This is a genomic window from Microbacterium sp. bgisy203, assembly GCF_057706945.1.
In genome coordinates, this window is sequence record NZ_JBYIPF010000002.1 from 428,031 (window position 1) to 443,245 (window position 15,215).

The following is a 15,215-nucleotide window of genomic DNA, read 5'->3' on the forward strand; positions in this document are numbered from 1 at the left end:
ATTCTCGCCGCTGCCGGCGCGGTCGGTCGGCGTGTTACGCCCCGAAAGCAGGCTGGATCGGTCGGAGCCGCGCTCTCCGGCGACGCACGGCGCAGTTCACCCTGCTTTCGGAACGCGGCGCCGGAAACAGACGTGCTCCGGCACCGCCGCAGGGCCGGCGCCGGAGCACGCAGAGACGACGGCCGTCAGGCGCGGGCGGCCTCGGAGACCCGGCGCGCGGCGGCGAGGGCCTGGTCGAGGTCGACCTTCAGGTCCTCGACGTTCTCGAGCCCGACCGAGAGACGCACGAGGCCGGGCGTGACGCCGGTCGTCAGCTGCTGCTCGGGGGTGAGCTGGGAGTGGGTCGTGGATGCCGGGTGGATCACGAGCGAGCGCACGTCGCCGATGTTGGCCAGGTGGCTGAACAGCGTCAGGGAGTTGACGAACTCGCGGCCCGCCTCGACGCCGCCCTTCAGCTCGAACGACAGCACCGCGCCGACTCCCTTCGGGGCGTAGCGGTTGGCGGCGGCGTACCAGGGCGAGGTCGGCAGGCCCGAGTAGTTGACCGAGGCGATGTCGGCGTGGTTCTCCAGCCACTCGGCGATCTCCTGCGCGTTCTGCACGTGACGCTCGATGCGCAGCGACAGGGTCTCGATGCCCTGGATCAGCAGCCACGCGCTCTGCGGCGAGATGGCGGCGCCGAGGTCACGGAGCAGCTGCACGCGCGCCTTGATGATGTAGGCGAGCGGGTCGCCGACGGCCTGCGTGTAGACCGCGCCGTGGTACGACGGGTCGGGCGTCGTGAGACCCGGGAACCGGTCGGCGTGCTCGGTCCAGGGGAACGTGCCACCGTCGACGATGACGCCGCCGATGACTGTGCCGTGGCCGCCGAGGAACTTGGTCGCCGAGTGCACGACGATGTCGGCGCCGTGCTCGAACGGGCGGATGAGGTAGGGCGTCGCGATCGTGTTGTCGACGATGAGGGGGACACCGGCCTCGTGCGCGACGTCGGCGACGGCACGGATGTCGAGCACGTTGATCTTGGGGTTGCCGATCGTCTCGGCGAAGAAGAGCTTCGTGTTCGGGCGCACCGCGCTCCGCCACTCTTCGGCGTCGTCCTGGTTCTCGACGAAGGTGACCTCGATGCCGAGCTTCGCGAGCGTGTACTTGAAGAGGTTGTAGGTGCCGCCGTAGATCGACGACGACGAGACGATGTGGTCGCCGGCCTGCGCGATGTTGAGGACGGCGAAGGTCTCGGCCGCCTGCCCCGAGGCGACGAGGAGCGCGCCGGTGCCCCCCTCGAGCGCCGCGACGCGCTGCTCGACGACATCCTGCGTCGGGTTCTGGATGCGGGTGTAGATGTTGCCGAACTCGGCGAGCGCGAAGAGGTTCGCGGCGTGGTCGGCGTTGTCGAAGACGTACGACGTCGTCTGGTAGATCGGCGTCGCGCGGGCCTTGGTGACCGGATCGGGCGCGGCACCGGCGTGGATCTGGGTGGTCTCGAAGCGCCAGTTCTCGGGTGCGGACATGATCGGACTCCTGCGATTGGTCGGATGGACCGAGCGGATGCCTCGGCCACATCGACAGTACGATCCGCCGCCCTTGTCAACAACGGACGGGAAATGTGACGTCACAATCCCCGGCGTGATCCGAGCGCCGAGCACCCCGGTAGCGTGGAGGCATGACGACGCGACGTGCTGTGGTGACCGGGGCGAGTTCGGGAATCGGGGAGGCGACGGTCCGCGCGCTCCGTGCGAGCGGATGGGACGTCGTCGGCGTCGCCCGGCGCGCCGACCGCCTCGATGCTCTGGATGCCGAAGTGGGTTCGGCATCCTTCGCCGCCGACCTCAGCCAGGAGGCCGACGTCGCCGCGCTCGCCGCGCACCTCGCCGAATCCGGTCCGGTCCACGCGCTCGTGCACGTGGCCGGCGGCGCCCGGGGCACCGAGCGCATCGAGGACGGCAACCCCGACGACTGGCGCTGGATGTTCGAGGCCAACGTGCTCTCGGCGCAGCTGCTCACGAAGGCGCTGCTGCCGCTCCTGCGGGCCTCGATCGGCGAGGGCGGACACGCGGACACGCTGTACGTCACGTCGACCGCGGCGCAGAACGCGTATGCCGGCGGCGCCGGCTACAACGCCGCGAAGGCGGGCGAGTCGATGCTCGTCCACGCGCTGCGTCTCGAGCTGAACGGCGAGCCGATCCGCGTGACGGAGATCGCGCCGGGCATGGTCTACACGCCGGAGTTCACCCTCAACCGGCTGCGCGGCGACCAGGTCGGCGCCGAGAAGGTCTACGACGGTGTCGAGCAGCCCCTCGTCGCGACCGACGTCGCCGACGTCATCGCCTACGCGCTGAACGCGCCCGGCCACGTCAACCTCGACCTCGTGACGATGCGACCGGTCGCGCAGTCGGCGCAGTTCCTGCTCGCCCGCGGGCCGCTCCGTCCGCGCGGCTGAGCGCGGGGTCGCCGACCGGCGTCAGGCAGGCGGCGCGTCGGCGAAGGCGACCTTCGGCACGAAGAAGAGCAGCACCGCGGCGAGGAACCCGCCGGCCGCGCAGATCGCCCACACGGTGAGGTATCCGCCGAGGGATGCCGCGGTCTGGCTCGCCACGGTGCCCGCGCCCGCCGCGAGCACGACACCGAACACCGCCGACGAGAATGTGCCGCCGATGGTCTTCGTCGTGTTGGTCAGCGCCGAGGCGATGCCCGTCTGCCCGGGAGGCGCTGCTGCAGCCGCCGCCGCGGGCATCGCGCCGACGAGCGCGCCGCAGCCGAGGCCCGCGATCGAGAGGTTCAGCAGCACCTGCCAGAGCTCGAGGTGGAACGGGAGGAACAGGGCGTACCCGATGCCGACGAGCAGCGCGGCGCCGATCAGCACGATCCGCGGGCTCAGGCGGCGCGAGGTGACCGCGAAGATGATCGCGCCGACGATGAGCGACACGAGGTACACGCCGATGATGTTCGAGCGCTCCGTGGCATCCAAGCCCAGCCCGTACCCGAGCGACCGGTCGGTGCCCGCGTAGGTCGACAGCGGCACCTGCGCGCCGAGCAGGCTGATGCCGACGAGGAAGGCGGTGGCCTGCACGGGCCACATCTCGGGGCGCGCGAGGACGCGCAGGTCGACCGCCGGGTCGTCCTGCCGCAGCTCGTACCAGGCGAACCACGCGAAGACGACGAGCCCCGCGAGGACGAGCGCGACGACCCAGAGCCACGCGCCCGCGGCGAGGTGGAACTCGCCGATCATCCGCATCCAGGCGAGGCCTCCCGTGACGAGCAGCAGCCCCCACGCGAGGATGACGAAGCCCCACGTGTCGAGCTTGCGTCCCGGTTCGGGCTTCGATTCGGGCACCCACAGCCAGATGACGACGGCGACCAGCGTCGTCGCGATCGCGGGGACGATGAGGGTCAGGGTGAGGTCCTCGCCGCTCGCGCGGAAGATGCGACCGGCCGACAGCGCGCCGATGATGGCGCCCGCCTGGAGGCCGACGACGAGCAGTCCCGCGGCGCGGCGGGTCGTCGACACGCCGCGTTCCTGGCGGCGGCCGCGCTCGAAGATGAGCGCGATCTCCAGCGGCAGCCACACGACGTAGAAGCCCTGCAGGGCCCACGCGATGAGGAAGGTCCAGAACGATCCGGCGAACGCGATCCACCAAGTCGCCCCGGCGGTGAGGATCGCGGAGACGAGCAACACCTTCTTGTGCCCGTACATGTCGCCGAGCTTCGCCATGATCGGTACCACGATCGCCGAGAGGAGCAGCTGTGCCGCCTCGAACCAGTTGGCGTCGGAGTCGTGGACGCCCAGATGCACCACGATGTCGCTGAAGAGCGGCGTGTAGTAGCCCTGGATGATGCCGCTGACGATCTCGACGACGATGAACACACCGATGAGGCTCGCGGTGACGCCGACGGCGGAGGTGCGGATCGCGTCCGTGGCGGAACGCAGTGTCGAGGTTCGTGGCACGGCGTTCAGCATAGGGCCGCTCCGGCGTCGCCGTGTTACGGCTTCGCGTCGCCGCGATGTCGGGGTGCTGGGGTGCTGGGGTGTCGCGATGTCGCAGTGTCGCGGTGTCGGGGTGTCGTGGTGTCGCGGTGTCGCGGTGTCGCGGTGTCGGCGTCGCGCCCCGCGACGCGCTGAGCGTCGTCGGTGGGAGCGTCTACATTGGAATCGTGACCGACACCGACGACGCCCCCGCCCGCGAGATCCTGACCTGGGACGCCTTCGGCGAGGCGACCCGCGACCTCTCCCGCGCCATCGTCGCCGACGGGTTCGCCCCCGACGTGGTCGTCGCGATCGCCCGCGGAGGACTCCTCCCGGCCGGCGCCGTCGCGTACGGGCTTGGCGTCAAGAGCTGCGGAGCCCTGAACGTCGAGTTCTACACCGGGATCGGCACGGTGCTCGACGCTCCCGAGATCCTCCCGCCCGACCTCGACCTCGGCTACCTCCCCGGCAAGCGGGTGCTCCTCGTCGACGACGTCGCCGACTCGGGCCGCACGCTCGCCCTCGCCGTCCGCATGCTCGAGGGCGTCGGCGCCGACGTCCGCTCGGTCTGCATCTACACGAAGCCCGGCTCGGTCGCGATGCCGGACTACGCGTGGCGCGAGACCGACCGGTGGATCGACTTCCCCTGGTCGGCGCGGGGCAGCGTCATCGAGGAGGACACCGGCGGCGAGGCATCCGCCTGATGCCGATGACGCTCGATGAGCTGGCGGAGGCCGGGCTCATGGATGCCGGATGGGCGCGCGCCCTCGCGCCCGTCGCGCCGGACATCGCCGCGCTCGGCGAGCGACTGCGCGCCGAGGCATCCGCCGGGCGCGGCTATCTGCCCGCCGGTGACAACGTGCTCCGCGCCTTCGCGCGGCCTCTCGACGAGGTGCGCGTGCTGATCGTCGGGCAGGACCCGTACCCGACGCCGGGCCACCCGATCGGGCTCTCGTTCGCGGTCGAGCGCCACGTACGGCCGCTGCCCCGGAGCCTCGGCAACATCTACACCGAGCTCGAGAGCGACCTCGGCATCCCGCCGGCGACGCACGGCGACCTGTCGGCGTGGAGCGATCAGGGCGTCATGCTGCTCAACCGCGTCCTTACCGTGGCGCCGGGCGCGGCCGCGTCGCACCGCGGCTGGGGCTGGGAGAAGGTCACCGAGCATGCGATCCGCACGCTCGTCGCACGCGAAGCGCCGCTCGTCGCGATCCTGTGGGGGAGGGATGCCGCGAACCTCCGGCCCCTCCTCGGCGACACTCCGGTGATCGCGTCGGCGCACCCGTCGCCGCTGTCGGCGAGCCGCGGCTTCTTCGGATCGCGGCCGTTCTCGCGGGCGAACGAGCTGCTCGTCGCGCAGGGCGCGGAACCGGTCGACTGGCGTGTGGACGCGGGCGCGTCTGCGTAGGCTGTCGGCATGCTGCAGGAGGAGCCGTGCTAGAGGAGGAGTACGAGAAGACGCGGCGGCGTCTGCCCGCGCATCTGCGTCGGGTAGAGCGCGAGCGCCCGTTCTCGTACGAGATCCGCCCCGTGCGCGAGAGCGACATCCCCGACATCCGCGAGATCTACAACTACTACGTGACGAACTCGGTCGTCACGTTCGACGAGAAGAAGTGGACGCTCGCCCAGTGGCGCGAGAAGGTCGCGTTCCTCGAGCGGCTGGGTATGCCGTTCCTCGTCGCCCAGTCGCCGTCGGGGCAGGTCCTCGGGTACGCGCTCGTGCAGCCGATGTCGTCGAAGTCGGCGTACCGCTACAGCGTCGAGAACTCGATCTACCTCGGCCACGCGGCAACCGGCAAGGGGCTCGGACGGGCGCTGCTCGACGCGCTGATCGCCGCGTCGGAGGAGGCGGGGATCCACCAGATGGTCGCCGTCATCAGCGACAAGGGCGCCGAGTCGTCGGTCGCGTTGCACGAGAAGCTCGGCTTCGTCGAGGTCGGGCGGATGGGCCGGGTCGGGTTCAAGTTCGGCCGCTGGCTGGGGACGATCTACCTGCAGAAGCAGCTGAAGCCCAAGAAGCGCAAGCGCCGGCTGTTCGGTCGCGGTGGGGACGCCGACGGGGACTAACGCGCGACGGCACCCGATCAGCGGGCGGGTGAGGCTGATCAGCGCGGGGACGGGGTCGAGGCGTCGCGCACGGCGTCGATGAGGGTGCGCCAGGGGCCGGATGCCTCGGACTCCGCCAGCTCGGCGTGGTGCTCGGCCTTCGGCATCCGCGCCGACACGCTGTAGGCGAACCGGTCGGCGCCGGTCGTGGCGTGCGGAGCCGCAACGCACGCGTCCCAGGGACATGCGTCGACGAGTGCGATCCACGGGTCGGCGTCGGCGTCGGCGGCTTCGACGCCCCAGCGCCGGCGCATGCCCGCGATTCCGCCCGTGCGGACGACGGTCACCGCGACCGTGCGCTCCGTGTCGGCGGGCGCGTCCTGATCGTCCGAGTCAGCGTTCAGCTCAGGGTCGTGTTCCACCGATGCTCACACCGACGGCGCCCCAGGCGGTGCGGACGGCGGCGACCTCCTCCGAGTCCTCACCGTACTCCGCCGCGGCCGTCGCCGCTGTCGCGGCGGCGAAGGTCTCGAAATCGGCGGTGCGCGGCAGAGCGCCGCGCGTCACGGTCAGGTACCAGATGCGGCCCGCCCGCTCCCAGGCGTATCCGCCGAGCGCGGAGGCGACCAGGTGGAACGCCTTGTTGGGGATGCCGGAGTTGATGTGCACGCCGCCGTTGTCCTGCGTCGTCTCGACGTAGTCGCGGATGTGCGCGGGCTGCGGGTCGCGCCCGAGCACGTCGTCGTCGTAGGCGGTGCCCGGCGCCTTCATCGATCGCAGAGCGGTGCCCTGCACGGCATCCGTGAAGATACCCGCGCCGATCAGCCACGAGGCTTCCGTCACGGGCTGGCGGCGCGCGCGCTGCTCGGTCAGCGCACCGAACACGTCGGCGACCGACTCGTTGAGCGCACCGGACTGACCCTGGTAGGTGAGGCCGCCGCCGTGCTCGATGACGCCGTGGCCGAGTTCGTGCGCGATGACGCTGAGTGACCCCGTGAAGCCGCGGAACACCTCGCCGTCCCCGTCGCCGAACACCATGCGCTCGCCGTTCCAGAACGCGTTGTCGTAGCGGTCGCCGTAGTGAACCGTTGCGGCGAGCGTGCCGCCGACGCCGTCGATCGACGCCCGGTCGAACGCGTCCCAGAAGAACGCGAACGTCTCACCGAGACCGTCGAACGCCTCGTCGACCGACGCGTCGCCCGTCGCGGGATCGCCCTCCCCGCGGACGCGCACCCCGGGGAGCGTCTCCCGGTTCTGCGCATCGGAGATGACGCGGTCGGGGTCGGGGGAACCCTCGAAGACAAGCGCGTCGCCTTCGACCGAGAAGTCGAGGTTCGCGGGCACGCGGTGATAGACGCGCGGGGTCGCGAGCGTCGCCCGGGCCGCCTCGGCGGCGACGGCGAGGTGCGGGGCCTCGGCATCGGCGAGCCGCGCGAGGAGGTACGGAGGGATGATCGCGTGCATGCCGACACGCTACCGGGCGCCTCCGACATCCCACGCGTCTTCGCCGACGGTGGCCGGTCGCGAGGTCTCCGCCGACGGGCGCGCCCGGTCGTCGGATCCGTGGGGCTGGTGTCACCTCCGCGGCCTCACCAGGCGACACCCGCCCCAGCGATCCGACGGATGGTCACGCTCCGGACACGCGTCGACGCGCTGCGCGCGCCGGCTCGGCCAGCGCCACCTCGCGAGACCGCCGGCTCTCGACGAGACCCGGTGTCGCGGACGCGGGTCTCGTCGAGAAGACGCGGTCTCGCGGGAGAGGCGCCGGGATGCCAGACCGCCCGCGACGAGAGGGGGCGAGGCGGCCTCGGGTCAGGTCTGCGAGGGGCCGATCACGGGGATCGAGGCCAGGAGGCGCCGCGTGTAGGCGACCTGCGGGGCGAGGAGCACCTTCTCGGTCGGGCCCTCTTCGACGATCCGGCCGTCCTTCATGACGATGACCTCATCGCACAGGCTCTGCACCACGCCGATGTCGTGCGACACCATGACGAGCGAGAACCCCTCGGTGCGGCGGAGGTCGCGCAGCAGCTCGAGGACCTGGGCGCGCACCGTGACATCGAGCGCCGACAGCGGCTCATCGCCCACCAGCAGGCGCGGACGGTGCACGATCGCCCGCGCGAGCGCGATGCGCTGCCGCTGTCCGCCCGAGAACTCGTGCGGAAAGCGCGCCGCCATGTCGGCCTCCAGGCCGACGCTCTCGAGGACCTCGCGCACCCGCGCGCGGCGGTCGCCGTCGATCCCGAGCGCCCACAGCGGCTCGCCGACGATCCGGCCGACGCTCATACGGGGGTCGAGCGACGCGTAGGGGTCTTGGAAGACGATGCCGGTCTCGCGGCGCAGCCAGTGCAGAGACCGTGCGCCGGCTCCGGCATCCACCGCCCTGCCGTCGAACTCGACCGTGCCGGACGTGGGCGAGTCGAGCCCCAGCAGGATCCGGACGAGCGTCGACTTCCCCGACCCCGACTCGCCGATGATCCCGACCGCCGACCCCTCGCGGACGTCGACGTCGGCATCGTCGAGGGCGGTCGGCCACTGTGCGCGCTCGAAGAGCCTCCTGCCGCGCTGGCGGTACCTCTTGGTGAGCGCCCGGCCGCGCAGGAGCGTCGTCACGAGATGCCTCCCGGCTTCCAGACGGTGGCGGTCGCATCGCGCAGGAGCCCCTGTGTGATGGGCGACTCGGGAGAGGTCAGCAGGGTGGTGAGGGGGCCGCGCTCGACGACGCGGCCGTCCTCGAGGACGACGGCGTGGGTCGCGACCTGCGAGAGCACCGCGAGGTCGTGCGTGATGAAGACGAGCGACATCCCGTCGCGGTCGACGAGACCGTTCAGCAGCTCGAGGATCTCGGCCTGGATCGTGACGTCGAGGGCCGTCGTCGCCTCATCGGCGATCAGCAGACGCGGGCGGCACGCGAGCGCCATGGCGATCGCGACGCGCTGACGCTGCCCTCCGGAGAGCTGGTGCGGGTAGCGGCGCACGATCTCGGCGGGTTCGGGCAGGCGCACGCGGTCGGCCTCGGCGATGGCACGAAGGGATGCCTCCTTCCGCGACACCCCCTCGTGGATGCGGATCGACTCGCCGATCTGCCGGCCGACGGTGCGGATCGGGTTCAGGGCCGTCCGCGGCTCCTGGAACACGATGCCGATCTCGTCGCCCCGGAGTTTCGCGAGCTCGCGATCGGGCAGACCGATGAGTTCGCGCCCATCCCAGCGGATGCTCCCCGACGCCGTCGCCGCCTCCGGAAGGAGCCCCAGGATCGCGAGCGCCGTCAGCGACTTGCCCGACCCCGACTCGCCGATGAGGCCGACGCGCGCGCCGTCGGGCACCGAGAACGAGACGCCGTCGACGACGCGCCGGCCGTCGATCTCGACGACGAGGTCCTGCACTTCGAGACTCACGCGCTCACCCCGTTCATGCGACCCACCCGATTCATGCGACCACGACCGGTTGGTGGGTGCGCGCGGACCGGCGCCGCTGCGAGAGCGTGGGGTCGGTCGCCTCGCGCAGGCCGTCGCCGAGGAGATTGAGCCCCAGCACGGTGATCGTGATCGCGAGTCCCGGCCAGATGACGGTCAGCGGATGGACGGAGATGTAGGTCTGCAGGTCGCGCAGGAGCAGCCCCCAGCTCGGTTCGGTGGGGGGAGCGCCGAAGCCGAGGTAGCTGAGGCCGGCCTCGGCGAGGACGGCCACGGCCATGCCCCACGACAGCTGCACGATGAACACGGGCGCGACGTTCGGGAGCAGGTGCCGCCACAGGTTCTGGAACGGTGTGAGCCCCGACGCGCGCCCCGCGAGGACGAAGTCGCTGTGCAGCACGCGGCGGAGTTCCGGCCGGGTGACGCGCGCGATGTTGACGCCGAAGCCGATCCCCACCGCGACGATCACGACCCAGAGCGATCCGCCCCACACCGACGAGAGCATCATCGCGATCAGCAGCACGGGGAAGGCGATGAGGATGTCGACGAGCACGGCGATGCTCTCCCGCACCCATCGGGTGGTCAGCGATCCGAGCGCGGCGAGGAGGAGCCCGAGGAGCGTCGCGACGACGCCCGCCCCGAGCGCGACCCACACGGTCGTGCGCGCCCCCGCCATGAGGAGGCTGAGGATGTCGCGCCCCGACCCGTCGGTTCCGAGCAGGTGCGGGATGCCGGGGGAGTCCCACCGGTTCGCGACGTCGACCTTCTGCGGGTTGAACGGCGTCCAGAAGCGCGCGACGAGGGCGGTGAGGGCGATCACCGTGACGACGATGATCCCGAAGCGCCCCGTCGGGAGCGCCCAGAGGCGTGAGAGCCAGGAGGGCCTCTTCAGCCGACCGGAACGGTTCATTCCGCCTCCCGCTGTCTCGGGTCGATGAGGCGGTGCACGAGGTCGACGACGAACCCGATGATGAGGACGAAGCCGGTGAGGACGAGGAGCTCGCCCTGGACCTTGGGGAGGTCGCGGTTGCCGACATCGGTGACGAGCATGCGGCCGATGCCGGGAAGACTGAACAGCTGCTCGATGATGACCGCGCCCACGATGATGCCGGCGACCTGCAGGCCCAGCACCGTGATGATCGAGAGCCCGACGGTGGGCAGCCCGTGGCGGATGAGCGCCTGGTTGCGGGTGAGGCCCTTGGCGGCGGCCGTGCGGACGAAGTCCTGCCCGCCCGCCTGCAGGGTCGCCGAGCGGACGAAGCGCATGAGCATCGCGCCCTCGACGACGCCGATCGTGATGGCCGGCAGCAGCAGCGAGCGGAAGGCGAGGCCCGGCTCGCTCCATCCGCCACGGGGGAACCCCTGCGCGGGGAACCAGCCGAGCCACACGGCGAAGACGAGGACGAGCATCATCCCGGCCCAGACGACGGGCACCGCGGCGATCGCCTGCGCTCCGATGTTGAGGGCCGTGCCGTCGGCGTGCCCGCGGCGCATCGCTGAGACGACGCCGAAGGGGAGCGCGATCAGCAGCGCGATCACCATCGACATGAGTCCGAGCGGGATCGTCACCTGCCCCTTCTGGACGAGCTCGCCGACCACCGGCGCCCCGGTGAGCAGCGACGAACCGAAATCGCCGCGGAAGATGCCGGCGATCCATGCGCCGTACTGCACCGGAAGCGGCTGGTCGAGGCCCAGCCGGTCACGGATGGCGGCGACCTGCTCGGGGGTCGAGTTCACCCCGGCGATGATCTGCGCGACATCGCCGGGGAGAACGCGGAGGGTGAGGAAGATCAGCGCACTGGCGACGAAGAGGCCCAGCAGCAGCAGGGCCCCTCGCGTCAGTGCGTAGCGGATCACTCCGTGCTCGGCGTCTAGCCCTGGCTCTTGGCCAGCTCGGCGAGGTTCATGCGCTCGTTCGTGTTCACCGTCGGGAACCCGGAGACGCCCGATCCGATCGCGACGACGGATGCCCCGTTGTAGAGCCAGTCGGCGGCCTGGTCCTCGGCGACGATCTTCGCCGCCTGCTTCAGGTCGTCGGCGGCGGTGTCCGCGTCGGTCGCGGCGACGGACTGCGCGTAGAGCTCCTGCACCTTCGGGTTGTCGTAGGTGAAGTAGTAGTCGGGGTTCGCCCAGTTCTCGAAGTCGCGTGCCTCGGTGTGCAGCACGAAGCTCAGCTCGTAGTCCTTGTTCACGTAGACGTCGTTGATCCAGGTCGGGAACTCGACCGGGTTGACCTTCAGCGTGATGCCCACGTCGTCGAGGTTCGAGACGAGGATCTGCGACACCGTCGTGCCGTAGAACGCGGGGATCGTGAGGGTCAGGGTGAGATCCTCGGCGCCGGCCTCGGCGAGGAGCTTCTTCGCGGCATCCGGGTCGAAGGGCGCCGTCTTCTCGAGGTCTTCGTAGCCCGGGTCGAGCTCGGGGATGGGGCCGTACTGGGTCTGGCCGGCGCCGAGGGCCTCGACGATCGACTCCTTGTCGATCGCCTGGCGGATCGCCTGGCGCACCCGCTTGTCGGCGAGGGGTCCGCTCGTCGAGTTCATCGCGAGCGTGCCCTTGTCGGTCGACTTTCCGAGCACGACCGTGAAGTCTCCGTTCGCCTCGATCTGGTCGGTGAGCGTCGCGTCGAATCCGGTGACGACGTCGAGCTCGTTCGCGAGCGCGCCGTTGAGGGCCGCCTGCGTGTCGGGGATGTAGTCGAGGACGACCTCGGCGACCTTGGCCTTCTCGCCCCAATAGGCGTCGTTGCGCTTCAGGGTGATCGAGTCGCCCTGCTTCCAGTCCTCGAGGACGAAAGGACCGGTGCCGTTCGCCTCCGTCTTGCGGTCGATCGCGTCGCCCTCCTTGAGGACGAGACCCGCGCGGCCGGTCAGGTTCCACAGGAGGGTGGAGTCGGGGGCGGAGAGTGTCAGGACGACGTTCTGCCCGTCGGCGACGATCGAGCTGACGTTCGCCAGTCGCGCGGAGTCGCGGTAGCTCGCGTTGTCCTTCACCTGCTGCAGTGACCAGACGACATCGGCGGGAGTGAGCTCCGTACCATCGTGAAAGCTCACGCCTTCGCGGACGGTGAAGGTGTACGTGAGCCCGTCGGCTGAGACCTCGTGGCTCGAGGCGAGCGTGTCGACGATCTCCTGATCGGGAGTGCGCGAGACGAGACCTTGATAGACGTTGTCGACGAGAAGCTGGTCGAGTGCGGCGCCAGCCGTCTCGCGGATGTCGAGGTTGCTGGGTTCGAGCACGAGCCGCACCGCAACGGAGGCGTTCGGGTCGGGCGTTCCGGTATCGGTGGAGGAGGGGGACGGCGACGTCCCGCCGGTGCAGGCGCTGAGCAGCAGGGCGCCGGCCGCGAGGATCGCGGCGGCAACAGTCGTGCGGCGGAGCATGGAGGGGTTCCTTTCGCAGCGGCGCGCGGGGAGGAGGGAAGGGTGCTGTGGGAGCGCGCCCGTGGATTCGGTGCGTAGGACAGCCTAGGCGTGCGCGGCCCATGCGGGTGCACGGTGACGGTCATCCGCCGTCATGCACCGACGGTGGGGCTGTGGGTTCAGTCGTCCGCGACGTCCCCGACGAGGGCGGCGAGGGCGAACGGGAGCTCCTCCTGCACGTTGTGCCCGGCCGGGACGACCGCGATCGTCGCCTCCGGAACGCGGGCGCGGAAGTCGTCGGCATCCTTCGCCGTCACGAACCCGCGCTCGCCGCGCACGAGCGTGATCGGCGCCGTCACGGCCGCCAGATCCTCCCAGCCGGATGCCGCGAGCACACCCCGCAACGCCCGCTGATGCGCCTGGGCGGCGCCCGCGGCATCGGCATCCGCTGCGAGCGCGTTCGCGAGGTGCGCGAAGTGGTGCTTCCATTCGACGCGGCCGTCCTCGCGCACGCGCGAGTTGAGGAAGACCCCGCGGGCGGCGGACTCGCGCGAGCCGCCGAGCCCGAACGACACCGCGCGGTCGGTCAGCTCGTCGCGGCTCGCCCAGTCGGTGGGGCCGGCGAAGAACGCGGCGATCTGACGTGCGTCGCCGTCGGGATCGATGCCGGGGGTGATGTCGACGACGACGAGCTGCCGCACGAGCTCGGGGTGCGTGGCGGCGAGGGATGCCGCGGTCAGGCCGCCGAGCGACTGCCCGACGAGCACCTGCGGGGCATCCGTCCACTCCGCAAGGGCGCGGGCGACGTCCGGCGCGAGGGTCGCGGCGGTGTAGGAGCCGTCGGCGCGCCACGACGAGTCGCCGTGGCCCGGGAGGTCGACGGAGAGGGCGGGGCGTCCGAGCGCGAGGATCGTCGTGTCCCACGTGTGGGCGTTCAGGCCCGCGCCGTGGAGGAACGTGACCTCGGGGGAGGGGAAGGCGCCCGTCGCGGCGTCACCGTACTGGAGGGCGCTCACGGTGCGCCCGTCGGCCAGGGGGAAGCTCAGGCGGCGCACGGGCGGCACCGGTGCATCGATCGCGGCAGCCTGGGCGGGCAGGAAGGAGAACTCGTCCATCCCGCCATTGTGCGGCATTCGCCATCTGCCCGTGGGCGCGGTGGCCGCAATAGGCTGAGGGGATGAGCGAACGTCGTGTGCACCTCTCCCGATCGGCCCGGCCAGCCTACGACGCGCTGGAGGCCTTCTCGCAGACCGCCGGCGCGCTCGCCGCCGAAGCCGGCATCGACAACCGGATGAAGGAGATCGCGCTCATCCACTCGTCGCAGCTCAACGGCTGCGCCTACTGCGTGCGCATCCACGTCGACCGCGGCGTTGCGGCAGGACTCACCGCCGACGAGATCGCCCAGATCGCCACGTGGCGTGAGTCGGGCGTCTTCACGGCGCGCGAGCGCGCGGCGCTGGAGCTCGCCGAGAGCTACGTCTTCATCCATGAAGAGGGCATCCCCGACGACGTGTACGACCGCGTCGGAGGCATCCTGAGCGAGCAGGAGTACGTGGCGCTCAGCTGGACGCTCGTGGCGATCAACGCCTTCAACCGCATCACCATCGCGGGCAAGTATCCCGTGCCGCCGCGCAAGACCGACCACGCGGCGCACGCTCCGGCGTGAGCGACGCGGACGCCCGTCGGATCGCGGGCGCGCTGAACTTCCGCGACGTGGGCGTGCTGCCCGCGGCCGGCGGCGCGACGCGGCCCGGGGTGCTCTTCCGGTCGGGCAACCTCGCCCGCCTCGACGAGAACGACCGCGGCGCGCTGCGGGCCCTCGGCATCCGCCGCATCGTCGACCTGCGCGCCGACGACGAGGTCGCGTTCGAACCCAGCCTCCTCGACGGGCTCGACGTCGAGACCGTGCGGGCTCCGCTCTTCCTCGGCTCGACGGCATCCTTCTTCGCCGAGGATGTGCCGCTGCGTGAGATGTACCGCCTGCTCGTCGACACCGCGTCGGAGCGGATCGTCGAGGTCGTCCGCGCCGTCATCGGCGCGCAGCCGGTGCTCGTGCACTGCACGGTCGGCAAGGACCGCACGGGCGTGACGGTCGCACTCATGCTCGCGGCGGTCGGGGTGGACCGGGATGCCATCGTCGCCGACTACGCCCGCACCGAGACGCTCCTGCCCGCCGGTCGGAACGAACGCGTCGTCGCGTACCTCCGCAGTCGTCACCCCGAAGCGCAGCACATCGAGGAGCTCGCGACGCTCTCGCCCGCTCCCGTCATGCACGCCTTCCTCGACGACGTGACGGAGCGCTTCGGCTCGGCGGCCGGCTACCTGCGCGCGCACGGTGTCACCGAGGAGGAGCTCGTGCTGTTGCGCGCGGCGCTCATCGCTCCGAACGGCGATGCCGGCGGCGGCGGTGGGAACGCATCGAGTAGGTAAGGC

16 protein-coding genes are annotated in these 15,215 nt (G+C 71.0%); 6 read left to right on the top strand and 10 right to left on the bottom strand.

Annotated elements, in window-relative coordinates; translation table 11 throughout:
* Positions 1-185: 185 nt before the first annotated feature.
* Positions 186-1,508, bottom strand: coding sequence for a bifunctional o-acetylhomoserine/o-acetylserine sulfhydrylase (locus AC3ENQ_RS05295; protein ID WP_431802395.1), 1,323 nt, complete (start codon positions 1,506-1,508; stop codon positions 186-188).
* A 152-nt stretch (positions 1,509-1,660) separates the two neighbouring features.
* Between AC3ENQ_RS05295 and AC3ENQ_RS05300 the strand changes: the two genes are divergently transcribed.
* Positions 1,661-2,437, top strand: a complete 777-nt coding sequence (locus tag AC3ENQ_RS05300) for an SDR family oxidoreductase (RefSeq protein WP_431802397.1) — start codon at positions 1,661-1,663, stop codon at positions 2,435-2,437.
* 21 nt (positions 2,438-2,458) lie between these two features.
* Here AC3ENQ_RS05300 and AC3ENQ_RS05305 read toward each other — a convergent pair whose 3' ends face one another.
* Positions 2,459-3,955: an MFS transporter gene (locus tag AC3ENQ_RS05305; protein ID WP_431802399.1), complete on the bottom strand. Its 1,497-nt coding sequence runs from the start codon at positions 3,953-3,955 to the stop codon at positions 2,459-2,461.
* A 194-nt stretch (positions 3,956-4,149) separates the two neighbouring features.
* Between AC3ENQ_RS05305 and AC3ENQ_RS05310 the strand changes: the two genes are divergently transcribed.
* Genes AC3ENQ_RS05310 through AC3ENQ_RS05320 form a run of 3 tightly spaced genes read left to right on the top strand, consistent with a single transcriptional unit; the run spans position 4,150 to position 6,028 of the window.
* Positions 4,150-4,665 carry a phosphoribosyltransferase gene (locus AC3ENQ_RS05310; protein WP_431802401.1) on the top strand — a complete coding sequence of 172 codons (516 nt, stop codon included), beginning with the start codon at positions 4,150-4,152 and terminating at the stop codon, positions 4,663-4,665.
* A complete protein-coding gene (locus AC3ENQ_RS05315; RefSeq protein WP_431802403.1) occupies positions 4,665-5,369 on the top strand; it encodes a uracil-DNA glycosylase in 705 nt (234 codons plus the stop codon). The genes AC3ENQ_RS05310 and AC3ENQ_RS05315 overlap by 1 nt, the downstream gene beginning before the upstream one ends.
* Before the next feature lie 26 nt (positions 5,370-5,395).
* Positions 5,396-6,028 (top strand): GNAT family N-acetyltransferase, encoded by a 633-nt coding sequence (locus AC3ENQ_RS05320; protein WP_431802405.1) that lies wholly within the window; start codon positions 5,396-5,398, stop codon positions 6,026-6,028.
* A gap of 38 nt (positions 6,029-6,066) precedes the next feature.
* Here the strand turns inward: AC3ENQ_RS05320 and AC3ENQ_RS05325 are convergent, their stop codons facing one another.
* The 8 genes from AC3ENQ_RS05325 to AC3ENQ_RS05360 all read right to left on the bottom strand — a co-directional run bounded on the left by AC3ENQ_RS05325 (position 6,067) and on the right by AC3ENQ_RS05360 (position 13,897).
* Positions 6,067-6,429: a protealysin inhibitor emfourin gene (locus AC3ENQ_RS05325; RefSeq protein WP_431802406.1), complete on the bottom strand. Its 363-nt coding sequence runs from the start codon at positions 6,427-6,429 to the stop codon at positions 6,067-6,069.
* On the bottom strand, positions 6,413-7,471 hold the full coding sequence (locus AC3ENQ_RS05330; RefSeq protein ID WP_431802408.1) for a M4 family metallopeptidase: 1,059 nt from the start codon (positions 7,469-7,471) through the stop codon (positions 6,413-6,415). The genes AC3ENQ_RS05325 and AC3ENQ_RS05330 overlap by 17 nt, the downstream gene beginning before the upstream one ends.
* 348 nt (positions 7,472-7,819) lie before the next feature.
* Entirely contained in the window at positions 7,820-8,617 is a 798-nt protein-coding gene (locus AC3ENQ_RS05335) for an ABC transporter ATP-binding protein (RefSeq protein ID WP_431802410.1), read from the bottom strand.
* Positions 8,614-9,402 carry an ATP-binding cassette domain-containing protein gene (locus AC3ENQ_RS05340; protein WP_431802412.1) on the bottom strand — a complete coding sequence of 263 codons (789 nt, stop codon included), beginning with the start codon at positions 9,400-9,402 and terminating at the stop codon, positions 8,614-8,616. The genes AC3ENQ_RS05335 and AC3ENQ_RS05340 overlap by 4 nt, the downstream gene beginning before the upstream one ends.
* Positions 9,403-9,433: 31 nt before the next feature.
* Entirely contained in the window at positions 9,434-10,330 is an 897-nt protein-coding gene (locus AC3ENQ_RS05345; protein WP_431802414.1) for an ABC transporter permease, read from the bottom strand.
* Positions 10,327-11,277: an ABC transporter permease gene (locus tag AC3ENQ_RS05350; RefSeq protein WP_431802416.1), complete on the bottom strand. Its 951-nt coding sequence runs from the start codon at positions 11,275-11,277 to the stop codon at positions 10,327-10,329. The genes AC3ENQ_RS05345 and AC3ENQ_RS05350 overlap by 4 nt, the downstream gene beginning before the upstream one ends.
* A 14-nt stretch (positions 11,278-11,291) precedes the next feature.
* On the bottom strand, positions 11,292-12,803 hold the full coding sequence (locus tag AC3ENQ_RS05355) for an ABC transporter substrate-binding protein (RefSeq protein WP_431802418.1): 1,512 nt from the start codon (positions 12,801-12,803) through the stop codon (positions 11,292-11,294).
* Between the two features lie 158 nt (positions 12,804-12,961).
* Entirely contained in the window at positions 12,962-13,897 is a 936-nt protein-coding gene (locus tag AC3ENQ_RS05360) for an alpha/beta fold hydrolase (RefSeq protein ID WP_431802420.1), read from the bottom strand.
* Positions 13,898-13,959: 62 nt separating this feature from the next.
* Between AC3ENQ_RS05360 and AC3ENQ_RS05365 the strand changes: the two genes are divergently transcribed.
* Positions 13,960-14,448 (top strand): carboxymuconolactone decarboxylase family protein, encoded by a 489-nt coding sequence (locus AC3ENQ_RS05365; protein ID WP_431802422.1) that lies wholly within the window; start codon positions 13,960-13,962, stop codon positions 14,446-14,448.
* Complete coding sequence (locus AC3ENQ_RS05370; protein ID WP_431802424.1) at positions 14,445-15,212, top strand: tyrosine-protein phosphatase; 768 nt, start codon at positions 14,445-14,447, stop codon at positions 15,210-15,212. The genes AC3ENQ_RS05365 and AC3ENQ_RS05370 overlap by 4 nt, the downstream gene beginning before the upstream one ends.
* Positions 15,213-15,215: the final 3 nt, after the last annotated feature.